2 protein-coding genes (1 of these 2 only partly in view) are annotated in these 25,516 nt (G+C 71.7%); both read right to left on the bottom strand.

Translation table 11 applies throughout. From position 1 onward, the window contains the following. On the bottom strand, positions 1-8,426 hold part of the coding region annotated (locus F5972_RS31830; protein WP_150938953.1) for a non-ribosomal peptide synthase/polyketide synthase (this coding region is incomplete at its 3' end). Its footprint begins 19,036 nt before the window's first position; 8,426 of 27,462 annotated nt are visible. Beyond that, complete coding sequence (locus tag F5972_RS31825) at positions 8,423-25,516, bottom strand: non-ribosomal peptide synthetase (protein WP_191910412.1); 17,094 nt, start codon at positions 25,514-25,516, stop codon at positions 8,423-8,425. The genes F5972_RS31825 and F5972_RS31830, both read right to left, overlap by 4 nt.

Here is a 25,516-nt window from a genome sequence, read left to right as displayed (position 1 = left end):
ACGTCGAGCACGGCGGCGTCGAACCCGAAGGAGGCGAACTGCAACGCCGTCACCCCCGGACCCACATCCAAAGCAGGCCGCATCGCATGCGCGAGGTTCGCCACCCCGGCATGCGGCACCGCCACCCCCTTCGGCCGCCCCGTCGACCCCGACGTGTAGATCACATACGCCAACTGCGACGTATCGACTGCCAGATCGAAGCGCTCCGCCGATTGCGCGTCGATGTGCTCGGCCGTGTGCTCGTCATCCAGCACGACCACACGCAACCCAGCCACATCGGCGTTGGCGTCGGCACCTGCACCCGTGTCGGCGGCGTCGGTGCCGGTCTCGGGCGTTGTGATGCCGGACAGGGTGGCGGTGGTGCCGATGACGACCTGGGCGGCGCTGTCGGCCAGGATGAATCCGATCCGGTCGGCCGGGTAAGCGGGGTCGATCGGCACGTATCCCGCCCCGGCCTTCCAGGCCGCCAGGATCGACACGACCAACTGCACCCCGCGCGGCAGCACCAACCCCACCCGGGACTCCGCACCAACCCCCAACTCGCGCAGGTAGGAGGCGAGACGGTTGGCCGCCTCCTCCACCTCCCAGTAGGAGACACCGACCCCGTCGCACCACACCGCCACCGCATCCGGCGAACGATCGGCCTGCTCCTCGAACCGGTCCAGCACCGTCCCGGCCGCCACCGGCGTAGCGGTGTCGTTCCACCCCTCCACCACCGCCTGCCGCTCGGACTCTTCCAGCACATCGACCTGGCTGAGCCGCAGCGACGGGTCGGCTGCCACCTGCTCCAGCACCCGCACCAACCGCCGGGCGAGCGCCTGAGCGGTCGCCTCGTCGAAGAGATCGGCGGCGTACAGGACACCGCCGCCCAGCCCGGCCGGAGCCCCGGCCTCGTCCCGGCGCTCCACCAACGACACCGACAGATCGAACCGGGCGGCGGGGCCGGTGGCCGGCATGGGGCTCACGGTCAGCCCGGCCAGCTCCCACTGCCCCTGCGACTCGGGGAAGTTCTCCACGCCGAGCGACACCTGGAACAGCGGGTTGCGCGACAGCGAACGGACCGGGTTCAGCTCGTCCACCAGTCGTTCGAACGGAACATCCTGGTGGGCGTACGCGGCCAGGTCGGTCTCCCGCACCCGCGCCAGCACGTCTTCGAACGACGGATCGCCGGACAGGTCCGTACGCAGCACCAGGGTGTTGACGAAGAACCCGGCCAGATCCTCCAGCGCCGCGTCCCCGCGACCGGCGATCGCCGTACCGACGGGGATGTCGCTCCCCGCGCCGACCTTCGCCAGCAGCACGGCCAGCGCCGCGTGGGCCACCATGAACATCGTCGCGTTACCGCCCTGCGCCAGCTCCGTCAGCCGGGCATGGGCCTGTGCGTCCACCTCCAGGTGCACGGTTCCGCCGCGGAACGACGGCGTCGCCGGACGCGCCCGGTCCACGGGCAGGGCGAGCTCCTCCGGAGCGCCTTCCAGCGCCTGACGCCAGTAGTCGAGCTGGCCCCTGATCAGGCTGCCGGGATCGTCCACCTCGCCCAGCACCCGCCGCTGCCACAGCGCGTAGTCGGCGTACTGCACCGGAAGCGGCCGCCAGTCAGGCGCGCGGCCCTCGCGACGGGCCGCGTACGCCGCCTCCAGATCGCGCGCCAGCACCCCCATCGACCAGCCGTCGGACGCGACGTGGTGGGTCACGACGAGCAGCACGTGCTCGTCCGGGCCCAGCGTGAACAGGCGCACCCGCCAGGGCAGGTCGCGGCTCAGGTCGAAGCCGTCGGCCGCCCGGACGGCGAGCAGTTCCGGCAGCTCGGCCTCGGTGGTCTCGACGACCGCGAGCGGCGGCCGTCCGGCGGCCCCGTCCAGCACCTCCTGACGCGGAACCCCGTCCACGTGGGGGAAGACGGTACGCAGGCTCTCGTGCCGGTCGGCCACGTCCCCGAGCGCGGCCTCCAGCGCCGCCGCGTCCAGCGCACCCGACAACCGGAGCGCGAACGGCAGGTTGTAGGCCGCGTTCTCCTCGGCGTCCTCCAGGCGGTTGAGGAACCACATGCGCTGCTGGGCATACGACAGCGGCACCGCTTCTGGCCGCGGTTGCGGCGTCAGCGCCTGCCGCACCTCGCCCACCGCCTGGCCGACGAACCGGGCCACGCCGGCGACGGTCGGGGTGGTGAACAGCTCCCGGATGCTCACCTCGGCGTCGAAGGCGGCGCGGATCCGGGCGATCAGCCGCATCGCCAGCAGCGAGTCACCGCCCAGGTCGAAGAACGACGCCTCGGCCCCGACCTCCGACAAGCCCAGGACCTCGGCGAACAGCCCGCACAGCACCTCTTCGGCAGGCGTGGCCGGGCCACGACCGGTGGCGACCCCCGCGAAGTCCGGGGCGGGCAGCGCGGCCCGGTCGAGCTTGCCGTTCACTGTGACGGGCAACGCCTCAAGCGCCACCACGGCGGCCGGGACCATATAGTCGGGCAGCCGGGAGCCGACGAACTCCCGCAGCACCGCCGCGTCCACCCGGTTGTCCGCGGCCGGCACCACATAGGCGACGAGGATCTTCTCTCCCGGCCGGTCCTCCCGTACGAGCACCGCGGCCTGGGCCACCGACTCGTGGGAGGCCAGCACGGCTTCGATCTCGCCCGGCTCCACCCGGAACCCGCGGATCTTGACCTGGTCGTCGGCCCGCCCGGACACCACGATCTGCCCGTCGGCGGTCCAGTACGCCAGGTCACCCGTCCGGTACATCCGCTCACCCGGACCCGCGAACGGACACGCGACAAACCGCTCCGCCGTCAACCCGGGACGCTTGGCATACCCGCGCGCCAATCCGGCGCCCGCGAGATACAACTCGCCGGTCACGCCGGGCGGCACCGGCCGCAGGTGGTCGTCCAGGACGTAGGTCCGGGTGTTCTCGATCGGCCGCCCGATCGGCACCGCACCCGCGCCGGCCGACAACGGCCCGCTCATCGTCGCGATCACCGTGGCCTCGGTCGGACCATAGGCGTTGACGAACCGGCGGCCCTCCGCCCACCGCTCCACCAGCGAGGACGGGCACACCTCACCCGCCACCGACACCGTGCGCACCGAGGGGGCCAGGTCATCCGCCGCGGCCAGCACCGACGGCGGCGTCATCACATGCGTCACCCCGAAGGCGGCCGTCACCTCACCCAGCGACCCGTACGGCGGCAGCATCTCGCTGCCGGCCACCACCAGCGCACCCCCCGACAGCAAAGCGGTGCAGAACTCCGCGAACGCCACATCGAAGCTCAGCGAGGTGAACTGCAGCACCCGCGCCCCGCCCCCCGCCCCCAACCGGGCGATATGCGCCGCCGCAAGACTCCCGACCCCGCGATGGGAGACCACCACCCCCTTCGGCGTCCCGGTCGACCCCGAGGTATAGATCACATACGCCGGGTGATCCAGCCGCAGCGGCGCCACCCGATCCGCATCCGACGGCGCGACGCTGGGCAGAGCGGACAGGTCCAGCAGGTCGAACACCACCCGCGGCACATCGGCGGCAGCAGCCGACAAGGCCGGTTCCGTGGTGGTCGTGCACACCGTCACCACCGGAGCGGCGTCGCCCAGCATGAACGCGATCCGCGACGCGGGGTGACGCGGGTCTATCGGCAGGTACCCCGCACCCGCCTTACCCACCCCCAAAAGCACCGCGATCAGCTCCGGCGAGCGCTCCATCATCACGCCCACCAAATCCTCCGGACCCACCCCCCGGCCGATCAGCGCATGCGCCACCCGGTTGGCCGCCGCGTCCAACTCCGCATACGACCACGACCGACCCGCTCCGACCACCGCCACCGCGTCCGGCGTCCGCGCCACCTGCGCCTCGAACAGACTCGGGAACGTCCCCTCCGCCACCCCCACAGCGGTGTCGTTCCACCCCCACAGCACCGCCTCCCGCTCGACCTCGTCCAACACCTCGACCTGGCTGAGCCGTACGGAAGGATCCTGCGCGACCCGCTCCAGCACCCGGATCAGGCGTTCGGCCAGCTTCTCCGCGGTCCGGTGATCGAAGAGATCGGCGGCGTAGAACAACCCGCCGCTGATGCCGGCCGGGCCGCCGTCGGCGTCGCGGTGCTCGGCCAGGTCCACCGACAGGTCGAACCGCGCACCGGGAGCACCGGGCGACGCGAGGCTCACGTCGAGCCCGGGCAGGTCCCACTGCCCCGGCGGCACGTTCTGCAGGGTCAGCATGACCTGGAAGAGCGGGTTCCGGGACAGCGAGCGCGACGGGTTGAGGTCCTCGACGAGCCGCTCGAACGGCACGTCCTGGTGGGTGTAGGCGGCCAGGTCGGTCCGGCGCACCCGCCCCAGCAACTCGGTGAAGGACGGGTCGCCGCCGAGGTCCGTACGGAGCACGAGGGTGTTGACGAAGAAGCCGATCAGGTCGTCGAGGGCGGCGTCGCCGCGGCCCGCCGTGACGGTGCCGATCGGGATGTCCGTCCCGGCGCCCATACGGGAGAGCAGCGCGGCCAGCGCGGCGTGGACGACCATGAACGTGGTGACCCGGCCGCGCTGGGCGACCTGAACCAGCCGGGCGTGCGTGGCGGGGTCCACCTCCAGCCGCAGCGAGCCGCCCTCGAAGGTGGGCGTGGCGGGGCGCGGGCGGTCCGTGGGCAGGGTGAGCTCCTGCGGCGCACCGGCCAGGGCCTCGCGCCAGTAGCCGAGCTGGCGGCTGACCAGGCTGCCCGGATCGCCCAGGTCGCCGAGCATCTCGCGCTGCCAGAGCGCGTAGTCGGCGTACTGGACGGGCAGCGGCCCCGGCTCCGGCGCCCGGCCGTTCTGACGGCGCGCGGCGTAGGCCGTGCGCAGGTCCCGCGCCAGCACGCCCATCGACCAGCCGTCCGCCGCGATGTGGTGGGCCACGATGAGCAGGACGTGCTCGTCCTGGCCTGTGACCAGGAGCCAGGCGCGCCACGGCAGGTCCGTACTCAGGTCGAAGCCCTGACCGGAGTACGCCGCGAGGACGTCGTCCACCCGGCCCTCCGGGACCTCGACGACGTGCAGGGCCGGGCGCGCGTCCGCGAGCACCCGCTGGTGCGGTACGCCCTCGACCTCCGGGAAGATCGTGCGAAGGCTCTCGTGCCGGTCGGCGACGTCGCCGATCGCGGCCTCCAGCGCCGCCACGTCCAGCCGGCCGGACAGGCGGAGCGCCAGCGGCAGGTTGTATCCCGCTCCCTGGGCGGTTCCTTCGAGCCGGTTGAGGAACCACATGCGCTGCTGGGCGTATGACAGCGGCAGCACCTCCGGGCGCGGCCGCGGCTCCGGGCTCGTCTGGGTGCCGCGGGTGAGCTCCTCGATCAGGCGGGCCACCCCGGCGACGGTGGGCGTGCCGAAGAGTTCGCCGATGCCGAGCTCGGCGTCGAGCACGGCTCGGATGCGGGCGATCAGCCGCATTCCGAGCAGGGAGTCGCCGCCGAGGTCGAAGAACGAGGCGTCGGTGCTCACCCAGTCGAGGCCCAGCACCTCGCCGAACAGCGCGCACAGCACCTCTTCTACGGGGGTGGCCGGGCCGCGACCGGCGGCGGCGCCCGCGAAGTCGGGGGCGGGCAGCGCGGCCCGGTCGAGCTTGCCGTTGGCGGTGACCGGGAACGCGTCCAGCACCACCACCGCCGCCGGGACCATGTAGTCCGGCAACCGGGAGCCGACGAACTCCCGCAGCACCGCGACGTCCGGGCTCTGGCCGGCCGGATTCTGGCCGGCCGGAACGACGTACGCGACCAGGCGCCTGTCACCGGGGTGGTCCTCACGGGTGACCACCACGGCCTGGGCCACCGACTCGTGGCTCGCGAGGACGGCCTCGATCTCGCCGGGCTCGACGCGGAATCCGCGCACCTTGACCTGGTCGTCGGCCCTGCCCGAGAAGAGCAGTTCCCCGTCGGGGCTCCAGCGGGCCATGTCGCCGGTGCGGTACATCCGGCCGCCGTCGTCGAACGGGCAGGCGACGAACCGCTCGCCGGTCAGCCCGGAACGGCGCAGATATCCGCGCGCCAGCCCGGGGCCCTGGACGTACACCTCGCCCGGGACCCCCGCGGGGACCGGACGCAGGAAGTCGTCCAGCACGAACACGCGGGTGTTGGCGATGGGCGCGCCGATCGGGGCCGTCCCGGCCGCCACGAGGGGACGGCTCATCGTGGCGCAGACGGTCGTCTCCGTCGGACCGTACGCGTTGATCATGCGGATCCGGTCCGCCCAGCGCTCGGTCAGCGACGGCGGGCACGCCTCACCCGCCACCACCAGCGTCTCCACGCTGTCCGGAAGCTCGTCGACGGTCGCCAGCACCGACGGCGGGACCGTCAGGTGCGTCACGCCGAAGTCACCCACCGCGTCGGCCAGCGACCCAGCCGGAGGCAGCCGATCGGCACCGGCCATCACCAGCGTCGCGCCCGACAGCAACGCCATGCACATCTCCGACACCGCAGCGTCGAAGCTCACCGACGCGAGCTGCAGCACCCGGGACGACGGCTCCACCGCGAACCGGTCGATCTGGGACTCCGCCAGGTTCCCCAGGCCTCGGTGGGTCACCACCACGCCCTTCGGCGTGCCGGTCGACCCGGAGGTGTAGATCACGTACGCGGGATGGTCGACCGCATGGCCGGGCACCGCCACCGGCGATGCGGGACGGGCCTCGATCGACGCGGCCACCACCGGGTCGTCGATCACCACACACTCGGGAGCACCGCCGTCGAGCAGCCCATCGGCTTCCTGCAGCGCCGGCCGTACAGACCCGGTGCACAGCACCAGCGCCGGGGCGGCGTCACCCAGCATGAACGCGATCCGCTGCGCCGGATAGGCCGGATCAACCGGCACAAACCCCGCACCCGCCTTCGCCACGCCCAGCAACACCGCGACCAACTCCGGCGAGCGCTCCATCATCACGCCCACCAGATCCTCCGGACCCACCCCCCGGCCGACCAGCTCATGCGCGATCCGGCTCGCCGCCGCGTCCAACTCCGCATACGACCACGACACCCCCGGCCCGGCCACCGCCACCGCACCCGGCGACAGCTCCACCCGCGCCGCGAACAACTCCGGCAACGTCCCGACCGCCACCGGCCTGACCGTGTCGTTCCACTCCCCCAGCACGACCCGGCGCTCGGCCTCGCCGAGAACCTCGATCTGGCCCACCGGCACCGACGGATCGGCGGCCATCTGCTCCAGCACCCGTACGACCCGGCCGGCCACGGCCAGCGCCGCCTGCTCGTCGAGCAGCCCCGGCCGGTACTCCAGCCGCAGCTCCAGGTCCTCGGCCGGATTCACGACCAGGCCGAGCGGATAGTTGGTCGCCTCCCTGGCGATGGTCTCGGTGACCCTGAGCCCGCCGAGCGAGGAAGGGCCTCCCGGCTCGCCGGGGAAGTTCTCGAACGCCATGAGCGTGTCGAAGGTCGCGCCCGGCCCGGCCAGCCGCTGGATCTCCGTCAGCCCGAGATGCTGGTGATCAAGCAACGCCGACTGCCGCGCCTGCAGGTCGGCCAGCACGTCCCTCACCGGCCGGGCGGGGTCGAGCCGCACCACCACGGGAACGGTGTTGATGAACAAGCCCAGCATGTCTTCCATGCCGGGCAGCTCCGCCGGGCGACCGGCGACCGTCGCCCCGAACACCACGTCGCGGCGTCCCGCGAGCTGTCCCACGATCAGCGCCCAGGCCGCCTGAACGACCGTGTTCACCGTCAGGCCACGCGCACGGGCGAGCTCGCCCACCGCCGCGGCGAGCTCGGCGCCGCCCCGGACGGACACCCGCTCGGACGTGGCGGTCAGCGCCTCGTCCGGCTCGCCGGGCCAGACCAGGGTCGGTTCGTCCACCCCCGCCAGCGCCCGCCGCCACTCCTCCCGCGCCGCGTCCTTGTCCTGCCGGCCCAGCCACGCCAGATAGTCCCGGTACGGCGTGACCGGGGGCAGCCCACGGGTGCTGCCACCGGCCGCGTACGCCGCCCACAGCTCGCGCAGCAGCACCTGCAGCGACCATCCGTCCAGGACGATGTGGTGCAGCGTGATCACCATCTGGTGGCGACCGGGGGCGAGTCTCAGCAGCATGATTCGCAGCAGCGGCGGCACCGCCGGGTCGAACCCGCGGGCGCGCTCCTCGCCGCCAAGGCGTTCGGCCTCCGTCAGCGCCTCCTCACCGGACAGCCCGGAGAGGTCCTCCTCACGCCACGGCAGCGTCACCTCCCGCGCCACCACCTGCACCGGCCGCTCGGAACCCGCCAACTGCCGGAACCCCGCCCGCAGGCTGGCATGCCGTACGAGCAGCGCCTGCCAGGACGCCCGCAGGGTCTCGGCGTCCAGCGGTCCCTCAAGGCCGAGAACCAACTGCTCGACGTAGGAGGCGCCGGCGCTCTCGCCGTAGACGGCGTGGAACAGCAGGCCCTCCTGCAGCGGCGACAGCGGCCAAATGTCCTCAACGCGCATCTGACTCATCGGGCGCCCCTTTCGTCGGCGGCGAGTTCGCTCTCAAGTTCGTCGATCTGGCCCTGGTCGAGGCTGATCAGGGAGAAGTCGGACGGCGTGTGGCCGCCGCTGCCCGGCCGCGCGATGTACGCCGCGAGTCCGGCGAGCATCGCCGCCCAGCGGTCGGCGAACTCCCGTACGGCCGGCTCGTCGAGCAGGCGCCCGGGCCAGGCCACGGTCAGGGTCAGCCGGGGTCCGTCAGGCAGGTCGTGGACGATTCCCGTGACCTCCAGGACGTGGGTGACCGGGATGTCTCCGTCCACCCCGCCTCCGGGGCCTTCCGGGGCCGGCGACCAGTCGTCTTGGGTCCGCCGGCCGGTGAAGCGCCCGAGGTAGTTGAAGCCGATCTGGGCTCTGGGAAGTGCCGCGAGGTCGGCGGCGGTGTCGGGGTTGAGGTAGCGGAGCAGGCCGTATCCCAGGCCGTCACCGGGGACGGACCGCACCTGCTCCTTGATGCGCTTGACCACCCGCCCGGCCGTCGCCCCACCTGCCCGAAGATCGGCGAAGTCGGCCACCCCGGCGTCCAGCCGCACCGGATGGCTGCTGGTGTACCAGCCCACCGTCCGCGACACATCCATGCCGTCGATCAGAGGGACACGCCCGTGCCCCTCCACGTCCACCACGACCCCACCGACCGGACGGCCCCGCCGCGCCCGCCACTCGGCGACCGCCGCCGCCAACCCGGCCAGCAGAACGTCATCGACCCCCGCATGGAACGCCGCCGGAACCCCCGTCAGCAACTCCGACGTCACATCGGCCGGAACGGTCACCGAGACCTCCCGCATCGTCGCGCCGACGTCTCTGGCCGGGTCCAGGGGTTCGGTGGTCAGCAGCGGGTCCGGGCCTTCGAGGAGCGTCAGCCAGTCCTGAAGTTCCGGCGTACGCCTGCCGGCCTCGGCCGCGAGTGCCTGTGCCCAGTGCCGGTAGGACGTCGGGACCGGATCGAGTGCGACCGGCCGTCCGGCGGCCAGCGCCGCGTAGGCGCCCGCCAGATCCGGCAGCAGAACCCGCAACGACACCGTGTCCACGACAAGGTGAGCCATGACCAGCAACAACCGCCCCGGCTCGCCGGGCCCGGCGTCCAGCCACACCACCTGGACCATCACCCCGGCCAGCGGATCCAACCGCTCAACCGCCGCCCTGGTCTGCTCACCGACCAGACGCACCCAATCGACGCCAACCCCCTGCTCACCAACCCGGCCCGCCCAATCCGCGCCGTCCCCCGGCCCATCGACCCGGCCCGGCCAATCCGCGCCGTCCCCCCGCTCACCGACCCGGCCCGCCCAGTCGGCGCCATCCCCCTGCCCACCGACCTGGCCCGCCCAGTCGGCGCTGATTCCCTGCTCGTCGACCTGGCGCGGCCAATCAGAGCTGGTCGCTTGCACCCGCCGCACCCACGCGGTTGCGTCGGCCGCCTGCGGCACCACCAGGTGCGGTGCCGGCCCGGTCACCAGCCGGGCACGCAGCACCTCATGGCGAGCTGCCACCGCCTGAACCGCACCTGCCAACGCAGCGAAGTCCAGCCCCGGCGGCGTGACCACCACAGCGGACTGGAACACCTCACCCAGCGCCCCCGGGCCCACCCGCTCCAGCAACTCCCACATCACCGGCGTCAACGGGATGTCGCCTACGCCAGGCTCGCCGCTGCTTCCCGACGCGGCCTGGCCGACGGTACGGACGACACCGGCGAGCGCGGCCGGAGACTGGTGATCGAACACCTCGCGGGTGGTGACGACCAGTCCGGCGCGGCGGGCGGCGGCCACCAGCAACATCGACATGATCGAGTCGCCGCCCAGCTCGAAGAACGACGCCTCCACACTGACCTGCTCCACACCCAGGACCTCGGCGAACAGTCCGCAGAGGATCTCTTCCATCGGGGTCTCCGCCGCCCGCCCCGCATCGGGCGCATCAGGCGCCGGTAGGGCAGCCCGGTCGAGCTTGCCGTTGACCGTCAGCGGAATCGCATCGATTTGAACGACCAGCGGAACCATGTAGTCCGGCAACCGCGACGCCGCGTACTCCCGCAACACCGCCGCATCGATCCGTGCGGCGACCGGGCGGACATCGCCCCCGTCGTCGGGAACAGCGACACCCGTGCCCGTCCCGCTCGTGGCGCCCGGACCGGCGACTTCCACGCTCGCTCCACTCGGGGAACCACTCGTATTCCGCCCGCCGGCACCCGCGGCGACCGCGCCAGCAGTGCCCGAACCAGCGGCCACGCCACTCACCGTGCCGAGGCTGGCGGCCTCCGCGCTCGCCGAGCTCGGGGAACCCTCCCCGCCCAGCGCGCCGGAACCTGCGACGTCCGGGCTGGCAGCACCCGCGCTCGCGGTGGCCGGGCTGATAGCGGTGAGGGCTTGTGAGCCCAGGTTCTGGGCGGGGACGACGTAGGCGACGAGGCGTTTGTCGCCGGGGCGGTCCTCGCGGACGATGACGGCGACCTGTGCCACCGACTCGTGGCTCGCGAGGACGGCTTCGACCTCTCCGGGCTCGATCCGGAACCCGCGGATCTTCACCTGCTCATCCGCCCGGCCGACGAAAGCCAACTGCCCATTCGCCAGCCAGCGGGCCAGGTCGCCGCTGCGGTACATCCGCCCCCCGTCCGCGAACGGGCAGGCGACGAACCGCTCGGCAGTCATCCCCGGACGGCCCACATAGCCTCGCGCTAGGCCCGCGCCGGCGATGTACAGCTCCCCGGTGACGCCGGGCGGGACCGGCTGGAGGAAGTCGTCCAGCACGAACACGCAGGCGTTAGCGATCGGCGCACCGATCGCCGGATCCTGCTCCACCGGAGTCGCTATCGGGCTGGCGGTGGTGATCACACTCGCCTCGGTAGGACCGTAGGTGTTCCACACCTCCGCCTGATCCGCCCATCGTGCGGCCAACCGGGCGCTCAACCGCTCCGCCCCCAAAACCCACCGCCGCACCCCCGGCACACTCTCCGGGTCCAGCACGCTCAGCAGAGACGGCACCACACTCGCCACCTCCACCCCCGCCGCGGCGATCATCTCTGCGAGGGCGCCGGGTTCGGCCCGCTCGGCCTCCGTCGCGATCGCCAGCGTTCCCCCGGCCGCCAACGTCACTGCGACGTCCAGTACGGCGGCGTCGAACCCGAAGGAGGCGAACTGCAACGCCGTCACCCCCGGCCCCACATCCAAAACAGGCCGCATCGCATGCGCCAGGTTCACCACCCCGGCATGCGGCACCGCCACCCCCTTCGGCCGCCCCGTCGACCCCGAGGTGTAAATCACATACGCCAACCCCGACGCCTCAACAGCCACGTCCACACGCTCAGCAGGCAAGGCATCGATCCGCGCAGCCGTCCGCGGGTCGTCGAGCAGGACCACCCGGGCTTGCCCGGGGTCCACCTCCGCCACCGTCGCACCGATGCCGATGACGACCTCGGCGGCGCTGTCGGCCAGGACGAAACCGATCCGGTCGGCGGGGTAGGCAGGGTCGATCGGAACGTATCCCGCCCCGGCCTTCCACGCCGCCAAGATCGACACAACCAACTGCACCCCGCGCGGCAGCACCAACCCCACCCGGGACTCCGCACCCACGCCCAACTCGCGCAGATAACCCGCGAGCCGGTTGGCCGCCTCCTCCACCTCCCGGTAGGACACGCCCGCCCCGTCGCACCACACCGCGACCGCATCCGGCGAACGATCGGCCTGCTCCTCGAACCGGTCCAGCACCGTCCCGGCCATCACCGGGGTGGCGGTGGCGTTCCAGCCCGCCACCACCGCCTGCCGCTCGGACTCTTCCAGCACATCGACCTGGCTGAGCCGTACAGCAGGATCGTGCGCCATCTGCTCCAGCACCCGCACCAACCGCCGGGCGAGCGCCTGAGCGGTCGCCTCGTCGAAGAGATCGGCGGCGTACAGGACACCGCCGCCCAGCCCGGCCGGAGCCCCGGTCTCGTCCCGGCGCTCCACCAACGACACCGACAGATCGAAGCGAGCGGAGGGGTCGGGCAGCGGTGGCATCGAGCCGACGTGCAGGCCCGGCAGGTTCCATTCGGCCGGGGGCAGATTCTGCAGGGTCAGCATGATCTGGAAGAGCGGGTTGCGGGACAGCGAGCGCGACGGGTTCAGCTCGTCCACAAGACGCTCAAACGGGACGTCCTGGTGGGCGTAGGCGGCCAGATCGGTCTCCCGCACCCGGCCCAGCACCTCTTCGAACGACGGATCGCCACTCAGATCCGTACGCAACACCAGCGTGTTGACGAAGAACCCGGCCAGGTCCTCCAGCACCGCGTCCCCACGGCCCACGATCGCCGTACCGATCGGGATGTCCGCCCCCGCGCCGACCTTGGCGAGCAGCACCGCGAGCGCCGCGTGGGCCACCATGAACATCGTGGCCCGGCCGCTCTGCGCGACCTCCACCAGCCGCGCATGAGTTCTCGCGTCCACCTCGACGGACACGTTGGCACCGCGGAACGACGACGTCGCCGGGCGTGAGCGATCGGCCGGAAGCGTCAACTCCTCCGGCGCCCCTTCCAGAGCCTGACGCCAGTACGCGAGCTGCTCACTGATCAAGCTGCCCGGATCGTCCAGATCACCCAGGATTTCCCGCTGCCACAGCGCATAGTCCGCGTACTGCACCGGCAGCGGCCGCCACTCCGGCGCCCGGCTCTCGCGGCGGGCCGCGTACGCCAGGCTCAGATCCCGGCCCAGCACCCCCATCGACCAGCCGTCCACCGCGATGTGATGCGCCACGACCAACAGCACATGGTCCGACGGCCCGAAGGCGAACAGGTGGACCCGCCACGGCAGATCGACACTTAGATCGAAGCCCCGGCCGGCGTGGGCGGCCATGACCTCGACGAGCGCGTCCTCAGTCGCCTCCGTCACCGAGAACGGCGGCCTGCCGGCCGCGCCGTCGAGTATCCGCTGCCGGGCCCTGCCCTCGCTCACGGGGAAGATCGTGCGAAGGCTCTCGTGCCGGTCGGCGACGTCCCCGACGGCCGCCTCCAGCGCCGCCACGTCCAGCTCACCCGACAGGCGGAGCGCCAGCGGAAGGTTGTACGCCGCGTCCGCGCCGGCATCGGTCTCTTCCAACCGGTTCAGGAACCACATGCGCTGCTGGGCGTACGACAGCGGCAGCACCTCCGGCCGCGGCAGCGGGCGCAGCACCGTGCGGGCACCGCTGTCACCGCCCTCGACGAGGCGGGCCACCCCGGCGATGGTCGGCGTGCCGAAGAGTTCGCCGATGCCGAGCTCGGCGTCGAGCACGGCTCGGATGCGGGCGATCAGCCGCATTCCGAGCAGGGAGTCGCCACCGAGGTCGAAGAACGAGGCGTCGGTGCTCACCCAGTCGAGACCCAGCACCTCGCCGAACAGCCCGCACAGCACCTCTTCCACCGGAGTGGCCGGCCCACGGCCCACGGCGACGCCCGCGAAGTCGGGCGCGGGCAGCGCGGCCCGGTCGAGCTTGCCGTTCACCGTGACCGGCAACGCCTCCAGCACCACCACAGCCGCCGGGACCATGTAGTCCGGCAACCGGGAGCCGACGAACTCCCGCAGCACCGCGACGTCCAGGCTCGGGTCGGCCGGGTTCTGGCCGGCCGGGACGACGTACGCGACCAGGCGCCTGTCACCCGGACGGTCCTCGCGCACGACGACGGCGACCTGCCCCACCGACCCGTGCGAGGCCAGCACGGTCTCGATCTCGCCCAGTTCGATCCGGAACCCGCGGATCTTCACCTGCTCGTCGGCCCGTCCCGCGAACACCAGCTGGCCATCCGCCTGCCAGCGCACCAGGTCCCCGGTCCGATACATCCGCTCACCAGGCGCGAACGGACACGCCACGAACCGCTCCGCCGTCAGCCCCGCCCGCCGCAGATACCCCCGAGCCAGCCCCACCCCCGCCACGTACAACTCACCGGTCACCCCGGGCGGGACCGGACGCAGGAAATCGTCCAGCACGAACACCCGCGCGTTGGCGATCGCACCCCCGATCGGCACCACACCGCCCAGGCCCGGCTCCAGCGGCCGGCTCATCGTCGCGCAGACCGTCGTCTCCGTCGGGCCGTACGCGTTGACCAGCCGCCGCCCCACCGCCCAGCGCTCGGCCATCCACGGCGGGCACGCCTCACCCGCCACCACCAGCGTCTCCAGACCGTCCGGCAGCGTCTCGACCGACGCCAGCACCGACGGCGACACCGTCACGTGCGTCACCCCGAACTCGCTCACCGCGTCGGCCAGCGACCCCGCCGGAGGCAGCCGATCGGCCCCCGCCATCACCAGCGTCGCCCCTGTCAGCACCGCCATGCAGAGCTCCCACACGGACGCGTCGAAGCTCAGGGAGGACAGCTGCAGCACCCGCGAGCCCGCGCCCACGTCGAACGCCGCGACGTGTACGGCCGCCAGGTTCCCCAGGCCCCGATGGGTCACCACCACGCCCTTCGGCGTGCCGGTCGACCCGGAGGTGTAGATCACGTACGCGGGATGGCCGACCGCATGGCCGGGCACCGTCACCGGCGAGACCGGACGGGCCTTGATCGACGCCGCCACCACCGGGTCGTCGATCACCATAAGCTCGGGAGCATCGCCGTCGAGCAGCCCTTCGGCTTGCGCGAGTGCCGGCCGTACAGACCCGGTGCACAGCACCAGCGCCGGGGCGGCGTCACCCAGCATGAACGCGATCCGCTGCGCCGGATAGGCCGGATCCACCGGCACAAACCCCGCACCCGCCTTCGCCACGCCCAGCAACACCGCGACCAACTCCGGCGAGCGCTCCATCATCACGCCCACCAAATCCTCCGGACCCACCCCCCGGCCGACCAGCTCATGCGCCACCCGGTTCGCCGCCGCGTCCAACTCCGCGTACGACCACGACACCCCCGGCCCGGCCACCGCCACCGCACCCGGCGACAGCTCCACCCGCGCCGCGAACAACTCCGGCAACGTCCCGGCCGCCACCGGCCTGACCGTGTCGTTCCACTCCCCCAGCACGACCCGACGCTCGGCCTCGTCCAGCACTTCCAGCTCACTGAGCCGTACGGACGGATCGGCCGCCACCTGCTCCAGCACCCGCACCAACCGCCGGACCACGGACAGCGCCGCCTGCTCGTCGAAGAGATCGAGCCGATAGTCGAGGCGGAACTTCAGCGCCGGGTCCACGATGAGCGCGAGCGGATAGTTGCTGGTCTCCCTGGCCGTCAGGCCCGTCATCCGCAGGGTGCCGCCGGGAAGGGTGGCTTCGGGGTCGCCGGGATAGTTCTCGTACGCGACGAGCGTGTCGAAGGTCGCGCCCGGCCCGGCCAGCCGCTGGATCTCCGTCAGCCCGAGGTGCTGGTGATCCAGCAACGCCGACTGCCGCGCCCGCAGGTCGGCCAGCAGGTCCTTCACCGGCCGGGCGGGGTCGAGCCGAACCACGACAGGAACGGTGTTTATGAAGAGGCCCAGCATGTCTTCCATGCCGGGCAGCTCCGCAGGACGTCCCGCGACCGTCGCCCCGAACACCACGTCGCGGCGTCCCGCCAGCTGACCCACCACCAGGGCCCAGGCCACTTGGATCACGATGTTGAGAGTCAGCCCCTGGGCGTGGGCCAGCTTCCGGAGCGCCTGTGCCAGCCGTACGTCCGCCTGGAAGAGCAGCTTCGCCGTCGGGGCCGCTGTGTCCGCCGGCTCGGCCGGCGCCACCAGGGTCGGCTCGCGTACGCCGGCCAGTGCCTGCCGCCACGCCTCCCGCGCCGCGTCCTTGTCCTGCCTGCTCAGCCACGCCAGATAGTCCCGGTACGGCGTGACCACGGGCAGCCCACGGGTGCTACCGCCAGCCGCGTACGCCGCCCACAACTCGCGCAGCATGATCGGAAGTGACCAACCGTCGATCACGATGTGGTGCAGTGTGATCACCATGCGGTGCTGGTCCGGGCCCAGTTTCAGCAGCATGATCCGTACCAGCGGCGGCACCGACAGGTCGAACCGGCGGGCGTGCTCCTCGATCTCCAGCCGCTCGGCCTCGGCCAGGGCCGCCTCTTCCGGCATGGTGGACAGATCGACCTGCCGCCAGGGGAGCTCGACCCGCTGCGAGATCACCTGGACCGGCCGCTCCGCTCCGGCGACCTGCCGGAAGCTCGCCCGCAGACTCGCGTGACGTGTAAGCATGCCTTCCCAGGACGCCCGCAGGATCTCCGCGTCCAGCGACCCCGCGAGGTCGAGGATCATCTGCTCGACGTACACGTCCGTCGAGGTCTCGTCGTAGACCGCGTGGAACAGCAGCCCTTCCTGGAGTGGCGACACGGGCAGTACGTCGGAGAGTTCCGGAACGTCCGACTCGAGTTCCTCGATCTGCCTCTGCCCGAGCGCCACCAGCGGGAAGTCCGACGGGGTGTGGCCGCCGCCGCCCGGCCGCGAGGCGTACTCCGCGAGTCCGGCGAGCATCGCCGCCCAACCGGAGACGAGTTCCCGGGCGGCCTCCTCCGTCAGGAGACGTACCGGCGCGGCCACGGTCAGCAGGAGCCGTGGGCCATCTCCAAGGTCGCGGACCAGCCCCTCCGTTTCGATCGCGTGCATCACGGGGAACCGGCCGCTCACCTCCGGTCCGGGGCCGCCTTCGTCGACCGGCAGCCACCCGTGCAGGCGATCTCCGGTGGATTCGGTGAAGCGTCCCAGGTAGTTGAAGCCGATCTGGGCTCTGGGAAGTGCGGCGAGGTCGGCGGCGGTGTCGGGGTTGAGGTAGCGGAGCAGGCCGTATCCCAGGCCGTCGCCGGGGACGGACCGCACCTGCTCCTTGATGCGCTTGACCACCCGCCCGGCCGTCGCCCCACCCGCACGCAGATCGGCGAAGTCGACCACCCCGGCGTCCAGCCGCACCGGATGACCGCTGGTGAACCAGCCCACCGTCCGCGACACATCCATGCCGTCGATCAGAGGGACACGCCCGTGCCCCTCCACGTCCACCACGACCCCACCGACCGGACGGCCCCGCCGCGCCCGCCACTCGGCGACCGCCGCCGCCAACCCGGCCAGCAGAACGTCATCGACCCCCGCATGGAACGCCGCCGGAACCCCCGTCAGCAACTCCGACGTCACATCGGCCGGAACGGTCACCGAGATGCGTCGAACCGTGGAGTCGACGTCCTGGGTGGGATCCACATGCTCGTTGGTCAGCAGCGGGTCGGGGCCTTGGAGGATCGCGAGCCAGTCCTGAAGTTCCGGCGTACGCCTGCCGGCCTCGGCCGCGAGTGCCTGTGCCCAGTGGCGGTAGGAGGTCGGGACCGGATCGAGTGCGACCGGCCGTCCGGCCGCCAGCGCCGCGTAGGCGCCCGCCAGATCCGGCAGCAGAACCCGCAACGACACCGTATCCACGACAAGGTGAGCGATGACCAGCAACAACCGCCCCGGCTCCTCGGGGCCGGCGTCCAGCCACACCACCTGGACCATCACCCCAGCCAGCGGACCCAACCGCTCAACCGCCGCCCTGGTCTGCTCACTGACCAGACGCACCCAATCAACGCCAACCCCCCGCCCACCGACCCGGCCCACCCAATCCGCGCCGGTCCCCTGCTCACCGACCGGGCCCGGCCAATCAGTGCTGGTCACATGCACCCGCCGCACGCACGCGGTGGTGTCGGCCGCCTGCGGCACCAGCAGATGCGGTTCCGGCCCGGTCACCAGCCGGGCACGCAGCACCTCATGGCGATCCGCCACCGCCTGAACCGCCGCCACCAAAGCGTCGAAATCCAACCCCGGCGGCGTGACCACCACAGCGGACTGGAACACCTCACCCAACGCCCCCGGGCCCACCCGCTCCAGCAACTCCCACATCACCGGCGTCAATGGGATGTCGCCAATGCCCGAACCGCCCTCGAAGAGGTTCGCGCCTTCGGTCACCGGCCGGGCGACCGCCGCGACCCCTGCGGGCGTGCGAAGCTCGAAGACCTGGCGCGCGGTGATGACCAGTCCGGCGCGGCGGGCGGCGGCGACCAGCAGCATCGACATGATGGAGTCGCCGCCCAGCTCAAAGAACGACGCCTCCGCGCCGACCTGCTCCACGCCCAGAACCTCGGCGAACAACCCGCACAGAAGCTCTTCCACCGGGGTCTCCGCGGCCCGCCCCGCATCGGGCGCATCAGGCGCCGGTAGCGCGGCCCGGTCCAGCTTGCCGTTGACCGTCAGCGGAATCGCCTCGATCACCACCACCAGCGGCACCATGTAATCCGGCAACCGCGACGCCGCGAACTCCCGCAACGCCGCGATATCCACCCACCCGGCACCCGCACCGCCAGTGGCCGGGCTCGCGGCGTCCGGACCGGTGACATCCACGCTCGCTCCGCTCGGGGAACCACCCCCATCCCGCCAACCGGAGCTTGCGACGTCTGGGCTGGCGGCACCCGGGCCCGCAACACCCGCGCTCGCGGTGGCCGGGCTGATGACGGTGGGGGCTTGTGCGGCCGGGTTCAGGGCGGGGACGACGTAGGCGACCAGGCGTTTGTCACCGGGGCGGTCCTCGCGCACGACGACGGCGACCTGTGCCACCGACACGTGGGCGGCGAGGACGGCTTCGACCTCGCCGGGCTCGATCCGGAACCCGCGGATCTTCACCTGCTCATCCGCGCGCCCGACGAAGGCAAGCTGCCCGTCGTTGAGCCAGCGGGCCAGGTCACCGCTGCGGTACATCCGCACCCCGTCCGCGAACGGGCAGGCGACGAACCGCTCGCCAGTCATCCCCGGACGGCCCACATACCCCCGGGCCAGGCCAGCACCGGCGATGTACAGCTCCCCGGTGACGCCGGGCGGGACCGGACGCAGGAAGTCGTCCAGCACGAACACCGCAGTGTTGGCGAGCGGCGCACCGATCGCCGGATCCTGCTCCACCGGAGTCGCTATCGGGCTTGCCGTGGTGATCACACTGGCCTCGGTCGGGCCGTAGGTGTTCCACACCTCCGCCCCCGACTCCAGCCACCGGGCGGCCAACCGGGCGCTCAACCGCTCCGCACCCAAAACCCACCGACGCACCCCAGGAACACTCTCCGGGTCCAGCACACTCAGCAGGGACGGCACCACGCTGGCCACCTCGACGCCTGCTGCGCTGATCATGCGGGCGAGTGCCTCCGGTTCGGCCCGCTCGGCCTCCGTCGCGATGGCCAGCGTTCCGCCGGCGGCCAGAGTGACGGCGACGTCCAGTACGGCGGCGTCGAACCCGAAGGAGGCGAACTGCAACGCCGTCACCCCCGGACCCACATCCAGGGCAGGCCGCATCGCATACGCCAGGTTCACCACCCCGGCATGCGGCACCGCCACCCCCTTCGGCCGCCCCGTCGACCCCGACGTATAAATCACATACGCCAACCCCGCCGCCTCGACTGCCACACCGAAGCGCTCCGCCGATTGCGCGTCGATGCGCCCGGCCGTGCGCTCGTCATCCAGCACCACCACACGCAACCCGCCCGCATCGGCGTTGGCGTCGGCACCTGCACCCGTGTCGGTGCCGGTGCCGGTGTCGGCGTGGGGTGTGGCGATGCCGGACAGGGTGGCGGTGGTGCCGATTACGACCTGGGCGGCACTGTCGGCCAGGACGAAACCGATCCGGTCGGCCGGGTAAGCAGGGTCGATCGGCACATACCCCGCCCCGGCCTTCCACGCCGCCAGGATCGACACGACCAACTGCACCCCGCGCGGCAGCACCAGCCCGACCCGGGACTCGGCACCCACGCCCAACTCGCGCAGATAACCCGCGAGCCGGTTGGCCGCCTCCTCCACCTCCCGGTAGGACACGCCCGTCCCGTCGCACCACACCGCCACCGCATCCGGCGAACGATCGGCCCACTCCTGGAACCGGTCCAGCACCGTCCCCGCCACCACCGGCGTAGCGGTGGCGTTCCACCCCGCCACCACCGACCGCCGCTCGGACTCCTCCAGCACATCGACCTGGCTGAGCCGCAGCGACGGGTCGGAGGCCACCTGCTCCAGCACCCGCACCAACCGCGCCGCCAGCGCCTGTGCCGTCGCCTCGTCGAACGACTCCGTCAGGTAGTCGAGGCGCAGCCTCAGTTCACCGATCGGATTCACACCCAGAGCCAGGGAGAAGTTGGTCGCCTCCCGGACTTCTGTTTCGACGAGCTTCAACGGCTGAGGTGGTTCGCTGTCGCCCGCGCGGTAGTTCTCGAATGCCATCAGCGTGTCGAAGGTCGCACCCGGCCCGGCCAGACGCTGGATCTCCGTCAACCCCAGATGTTGGTGATCGAGCAGTTCCGACTGGGCTGCCTGGACCTCCGCCAGGATTCGTACGATCGACGCGGCCGGGTCCAGGCGTACCCGCAGGGGGATGGTGTTGATGAACAGCCCCACCATGTGCTCCATGCCGGGCAGCTCGGCGGGCCGCCCAGCCACGGTGACGCCGAACACCACGTCTCGACGCCCGCTCAGCATCCCGACGAGCACCCCCCACGCCACCTGGAGCACCGTGTTCAGGGTCACGCCCTGCCGACGGGCCAGGTCTCGTAGGGCCTGGGTCAGCTCCCGATCGGGTTCGACCACGACCTGGCCTGTGGTGGACCCCGCTGACGCCGATGCGACCAGCGTCGGCTCCTCCACCCCTGCCAGCGCCCGCCGCCACGCCTCCCGTGCCGCCTCCTTGTCCTGCCGGCCCAGCCAGGCCAGGTGCTCCCGGTACGGCGTGACAGGTGCCAGCGTTCCGGCGTCGCCGCCTTCGGAATAGGCGGCCCATAGCTCTCTCTGCAGGATCGGCAGCGACCACCCGTCGAGCACCACATGATGCAGCGTGATCACCATGCGGTGCTGATCCGTGGCCAGCTTGACCAGGAGGACCCGCAGCAGCGGTGGTGCGCCCAGGTCGAACCGCCGGGCCCGCTCCTCGTCCGCCAGGCGCTGCGTCTCAGTCCGGGCCTCGTCCAGAGGAAGCGCCGACAGGTCCACCTCGCGCCACGGCAGCGCAGCCCGCCGTACGATCACCTGCACGGGGTGCTCCAAGCCGCTGATCTGGTGGAACCCCGCGCGCAAGCTGGCATGCCGTTCGAGCAGCGCCTCCCAGGACGCCCGCAACGCCCGCGCGTCCAGCGGCCCTTCCAGTTCAAGGGCCATCTGCTCCGCGTAGACGTCCCGCGTCTGGTCGTCGTACAGGGCGTGGAAGAGCAACCCCTCCTGCAGCGGTGACACCGGCAGGATCTCGACGAGGTCCGGAACGTCCGCCTCAAGTCGCTCGATCTGCGCCTGCTTGAGAGGCACAAGAGAAAAGTCGGAGGGAGTGTGCCCGCCGCTCCCGGGGGCGGCCGTGTGCGCGACAAGGCCGGCCAGCATCGCCGCCCACGCGTCGACCAGGCCCTGCGCGGCGCTCGCAGACAGCAGCCGCTCCGGCCAGGCAAGGGTCAGTACGAGAGACGGTCCTTCCTCGAAGTCTCTGACCATGCCTTCGGCTTCGAGGGCGTGCATGACCGGCGACCGGTTCGCGATGCCCTCACCAAGGCCGTTGTCCTCGGCGAGCTGCCAGTTCCGCTGCTGGGTCGTGAACCGTCCCAGGTAGTTGAAGCCGATCTGCGCCCTGGGGATCGCCGCCAACTCCGGGGCGGTGTCGTGGTTGAGATAACGAAGCAGGCCGTATCCCAAGCCGTCGCCGGGGAGCGCTCGCAGCTGCTCCTTGACGCGCTTGACCGCTCGTCCGGCGGACGGGCCGCCGTTCCGTACGTCGGTGAAGTCCACGGCCCCGGCATCGAGGCGGGCCGGATGGATGCTCGTGAACCAGCCCGCGGTCCGGGTCAGGTCCTCGCCGTCGGCCAGCGGCACCCTGCCGTGCCCTTCAACGTCCACGACGATGCCGTCGCCCACGTCCCGTCCGTCCCGCGACTCGGCGACGGCCGCGACCAGTCCGGTCAGCAGGATGTCGTCGATGCCCGCGTGGAACGCGGCCGGCACCGTGGTCAGCAGGGCCGTGGTGACATCCACGGGTACGGTCGCCGCGACACGCCGCACTGTCGCGCCGATGTCCCGAGCCGGGTCCAGGGGTTCGGTGGTCAGCAGCGGCTCGGAACCTTGAAGAAGGGCGAGCCAATCGGTCAGTTCCGGCGTCCGCGCGCTCGCCTCGGCGGTGAGCTCCAGAGCCCAGTGGCGATAGGAGGTCGGGACGGGGTCGAGGGTGATCTCGCGCCCGGCGGACAGCTTCTCGTAGGCATCGGCCAGATCGGGCAGAAGTACGCGCCAGGAGACGCCGTCCACGACGAGGTGGGCGATGACCAGCAGCAGTCGTCCGGGCTCGTCGGGGCCTGCGTCCAGCCAGACCACCTGGACCATCACCCCGGCCAGCGGATCCAGCCGCTCGACCGCTGCCCTGGTCTGCTCGTCAACCAGACGCGTCCAGTCGGCGCCGGCCCCCCGCCCATCGACCTGGCCCGCCCAATCGGCGCCGTCCCCCCGCTGATCGACCTGGCCCGGCCGATCGACGTCGCTCGCCCGCACCCACCGCACCCACGCTGCGGCGTCGGCCTCCTGCGGCACCGACAGATGCGGTTGCGGCCCGGTCACCAGCCGGGCACGCAGCACCTCATGGCGATCCGTCACCGCCTGAACCGCCGCCACCAACGCGTCGAAGTCCAGCCCCGGTGGTGTGACCACCACAGCGGACTGGAACACCTCACCCAACGCCGCCGGACTCACCCGCTCCAGCAACTCCCACATCACCGGCGTCAGCGGGATGTCGCCTACGCCAGGCTCGCCGCCGCTTCCCGACACGGCCTGGCCGACGGTACGGACGACAGTGGCGAGCGCGGCCGGAGACTGATGGTCGAACACCTCGCGGGTGGTGACGACCAGTCCGGCGCGGCGGGCGGCGGCGACCAGCAACATCGACATGATCGAGTCGCCGCCCAGCTCGAAGAACGACGCCTCCGCGCCGACCTGCTCCACGCCCAGAACCTCGGCGAACAACCCGCACAGAAGCTCTTCCGCCGGGGTCTCCGCGGCCCGCCCCGCATCGGGCAGATCAGGCGCCGGTAGCGCGGCCCGGTCCAGCTTGCCGTTGACCGTCAGCGGAATCGCCTCGATTTGAACGACCAGCGGAACCATGTAATCCGGCAACCGCGACGCCGCGAACTCCCGCAACGCCGCGATATCCACCCGCGCGGCGACCGCCCCGCCAGCGGCCAGGCTCCCGGCGTCCGGACCGGTGACATCCATGCCCGTCCCGCTCGGGGAACCCTCCCCGCCCAGCGCGCCGGAGCCTGCGACGTCTGGGCTGGCAGCACCCGGGCCCGCAACACCCGCGCTCGCGGTGGCCGGGCTGATAGCGGCGCGGGCTTGTGCGTCCGGGTTCAGGGCGGGGACGACGTAGGCGACCAGGCGTTTGTCACCGGGGCGGTCCTCGCGAACGATGACGGCGACCTGTGCCACCGACTCGTGGCTCGCGAGGACGGCTTCGACCTCTCCGGGCTCGATCCGGAACCCGCGGATCTTCACCTGCTCATCCGCGCGCCCGACGAAAGCAAGCTGCCCATCACCGCACCAGCGGGCTAGGTCCCCGCTGCGGTACATCCGCACCCCGTCCGCGAACGGGCAGGCGACGAACCGCTCGCCAGTCATCCCCGGACGGCCCACATACCCCCGGGCCAGACCCGCGCCGGCGATGTACACCTCCCCGGTCACCCCGGGCGGGACCGGCTGGAGGAAGTCGTCCAGCACGAACACGGCGGTGTTGGCGAGCGGCGCACCGATCGCCGGATCCTGCTCCACCGGAGTCGCTATCGGGCTTGCGGTGGTGATCACACTGGCCTCGGTCGGGCCGTAGGTGTTCCACACCTCCGCCCCCGACCCCACCCACCGGGCGGCCAACCGGGCACTCAACCGCTCCGCACCCAAAACCCACCGACGCACCCCCGGCACACTCTCCGGGTCCAGCACACTCAGCAGAGACGGCACCACACTCGCCACCTCGACACCCGCCGCGCCGATCATGCGGGCGAGCGCCTCCGGTTCGGCCCGCTCGGCTTCGGTCGCGATCGCCAGCGTTCCCCCCGCCGCCAAAGTGACGGCGACATCCAGCACGGCGGCGTCGAACCCGAAGGAGGCGAACTGCAACGCCGTCACCCCCGGACCCACATCCAAAGCAGGCCGCATCGCATGCGCGAGGTTCGCCACCCCGGCATGCGGCACCGCCACCCCCTTCGGCCGCCCCGTCGACCCCGAGGTGTAAATCACATACGCCAACCCCGACGCCTCGACAGCCACATCGAAACGCTCCGCCGATTGCGCATCGATACGCTCAGCCGTGCGCTCGTCATCCAGCACGACCACACGCAACCCGCCCGCATCGGCGTTAGCGTCGTCGGTGCCATCAACACCCTCGCCCGCGTTGCCGGCATGGGCGGCGTCGGAGTTGGTGGTGGCACCCGCGTTCGCACTCGCGGCGACATCAGTGCCGGTGTGGGGTGTGGCGATGCCGGACAGGGTGGCGGTGGTGCCGATGACGACCTCGGCGGCGCTGTCGGCCAGGACGAAACCGATCCGCTCGGCCGGATAGGCAGGGTCGATCGGCACATACCCCGCCCCGGCCTTCCACGCCGCCAAGATCGACACGACCAACTGAACCCCGCGCGGCAGCACCAACCCCACCCGGGACTCCGCACCCACGCCCAACTCGCGCAGGTAGGAAGCGAGGCGGTTGGCCGCCTCCTCCACCTCCCAGTAGGAGACACCGACCCCGTCGCACCACACCGCCACCGCATCCGGCGAACGATCGGCCCACTCCTCGAACCGGTCCAGCACCGTCCCCGCCACCACCGGCGTAGCGGTGGCGTTCCAGCCCGCCACCGTCAGCGAACGCTCCTCCGGAGTCAGCACCTCGATCTCACCGATGGGGGTGACAGGAGCAGCGCAGGCGTTCCTCGCGAATGTCGTGAACATCCGCCCGTAGGCCGCCTGCCCGTCTTCCCGGCTGTCCTCGCAGACCCCGCATCCCTCGTCCGGAGCGGCCATGGACCCCTCGTCCGTAAGGGTCTCCTCGGCCAGCCGTACCAGCTCGTCCACACGGCTCCCCGGCTTCACCTCAAGGCAGACCGGTGAGCGATGCCCTTCGACGTCGAGGACGACCTCACGTGCTCCGCTCAC

Source organism: Microbispora cellulosiformans (assembly GCF_008728085.1).
Taxonomy (GTDB): Bacteria; Actinomycetota; Actinomycetes; order Streptosporangiales; family Streptosporangiaceae; genus Microbispora; species Microbispora amethystogenes.
Note: the sequence above shows the minus strand (reverse complement) of the source record. Positions and strands in the feature narration are given on the sequence as shown.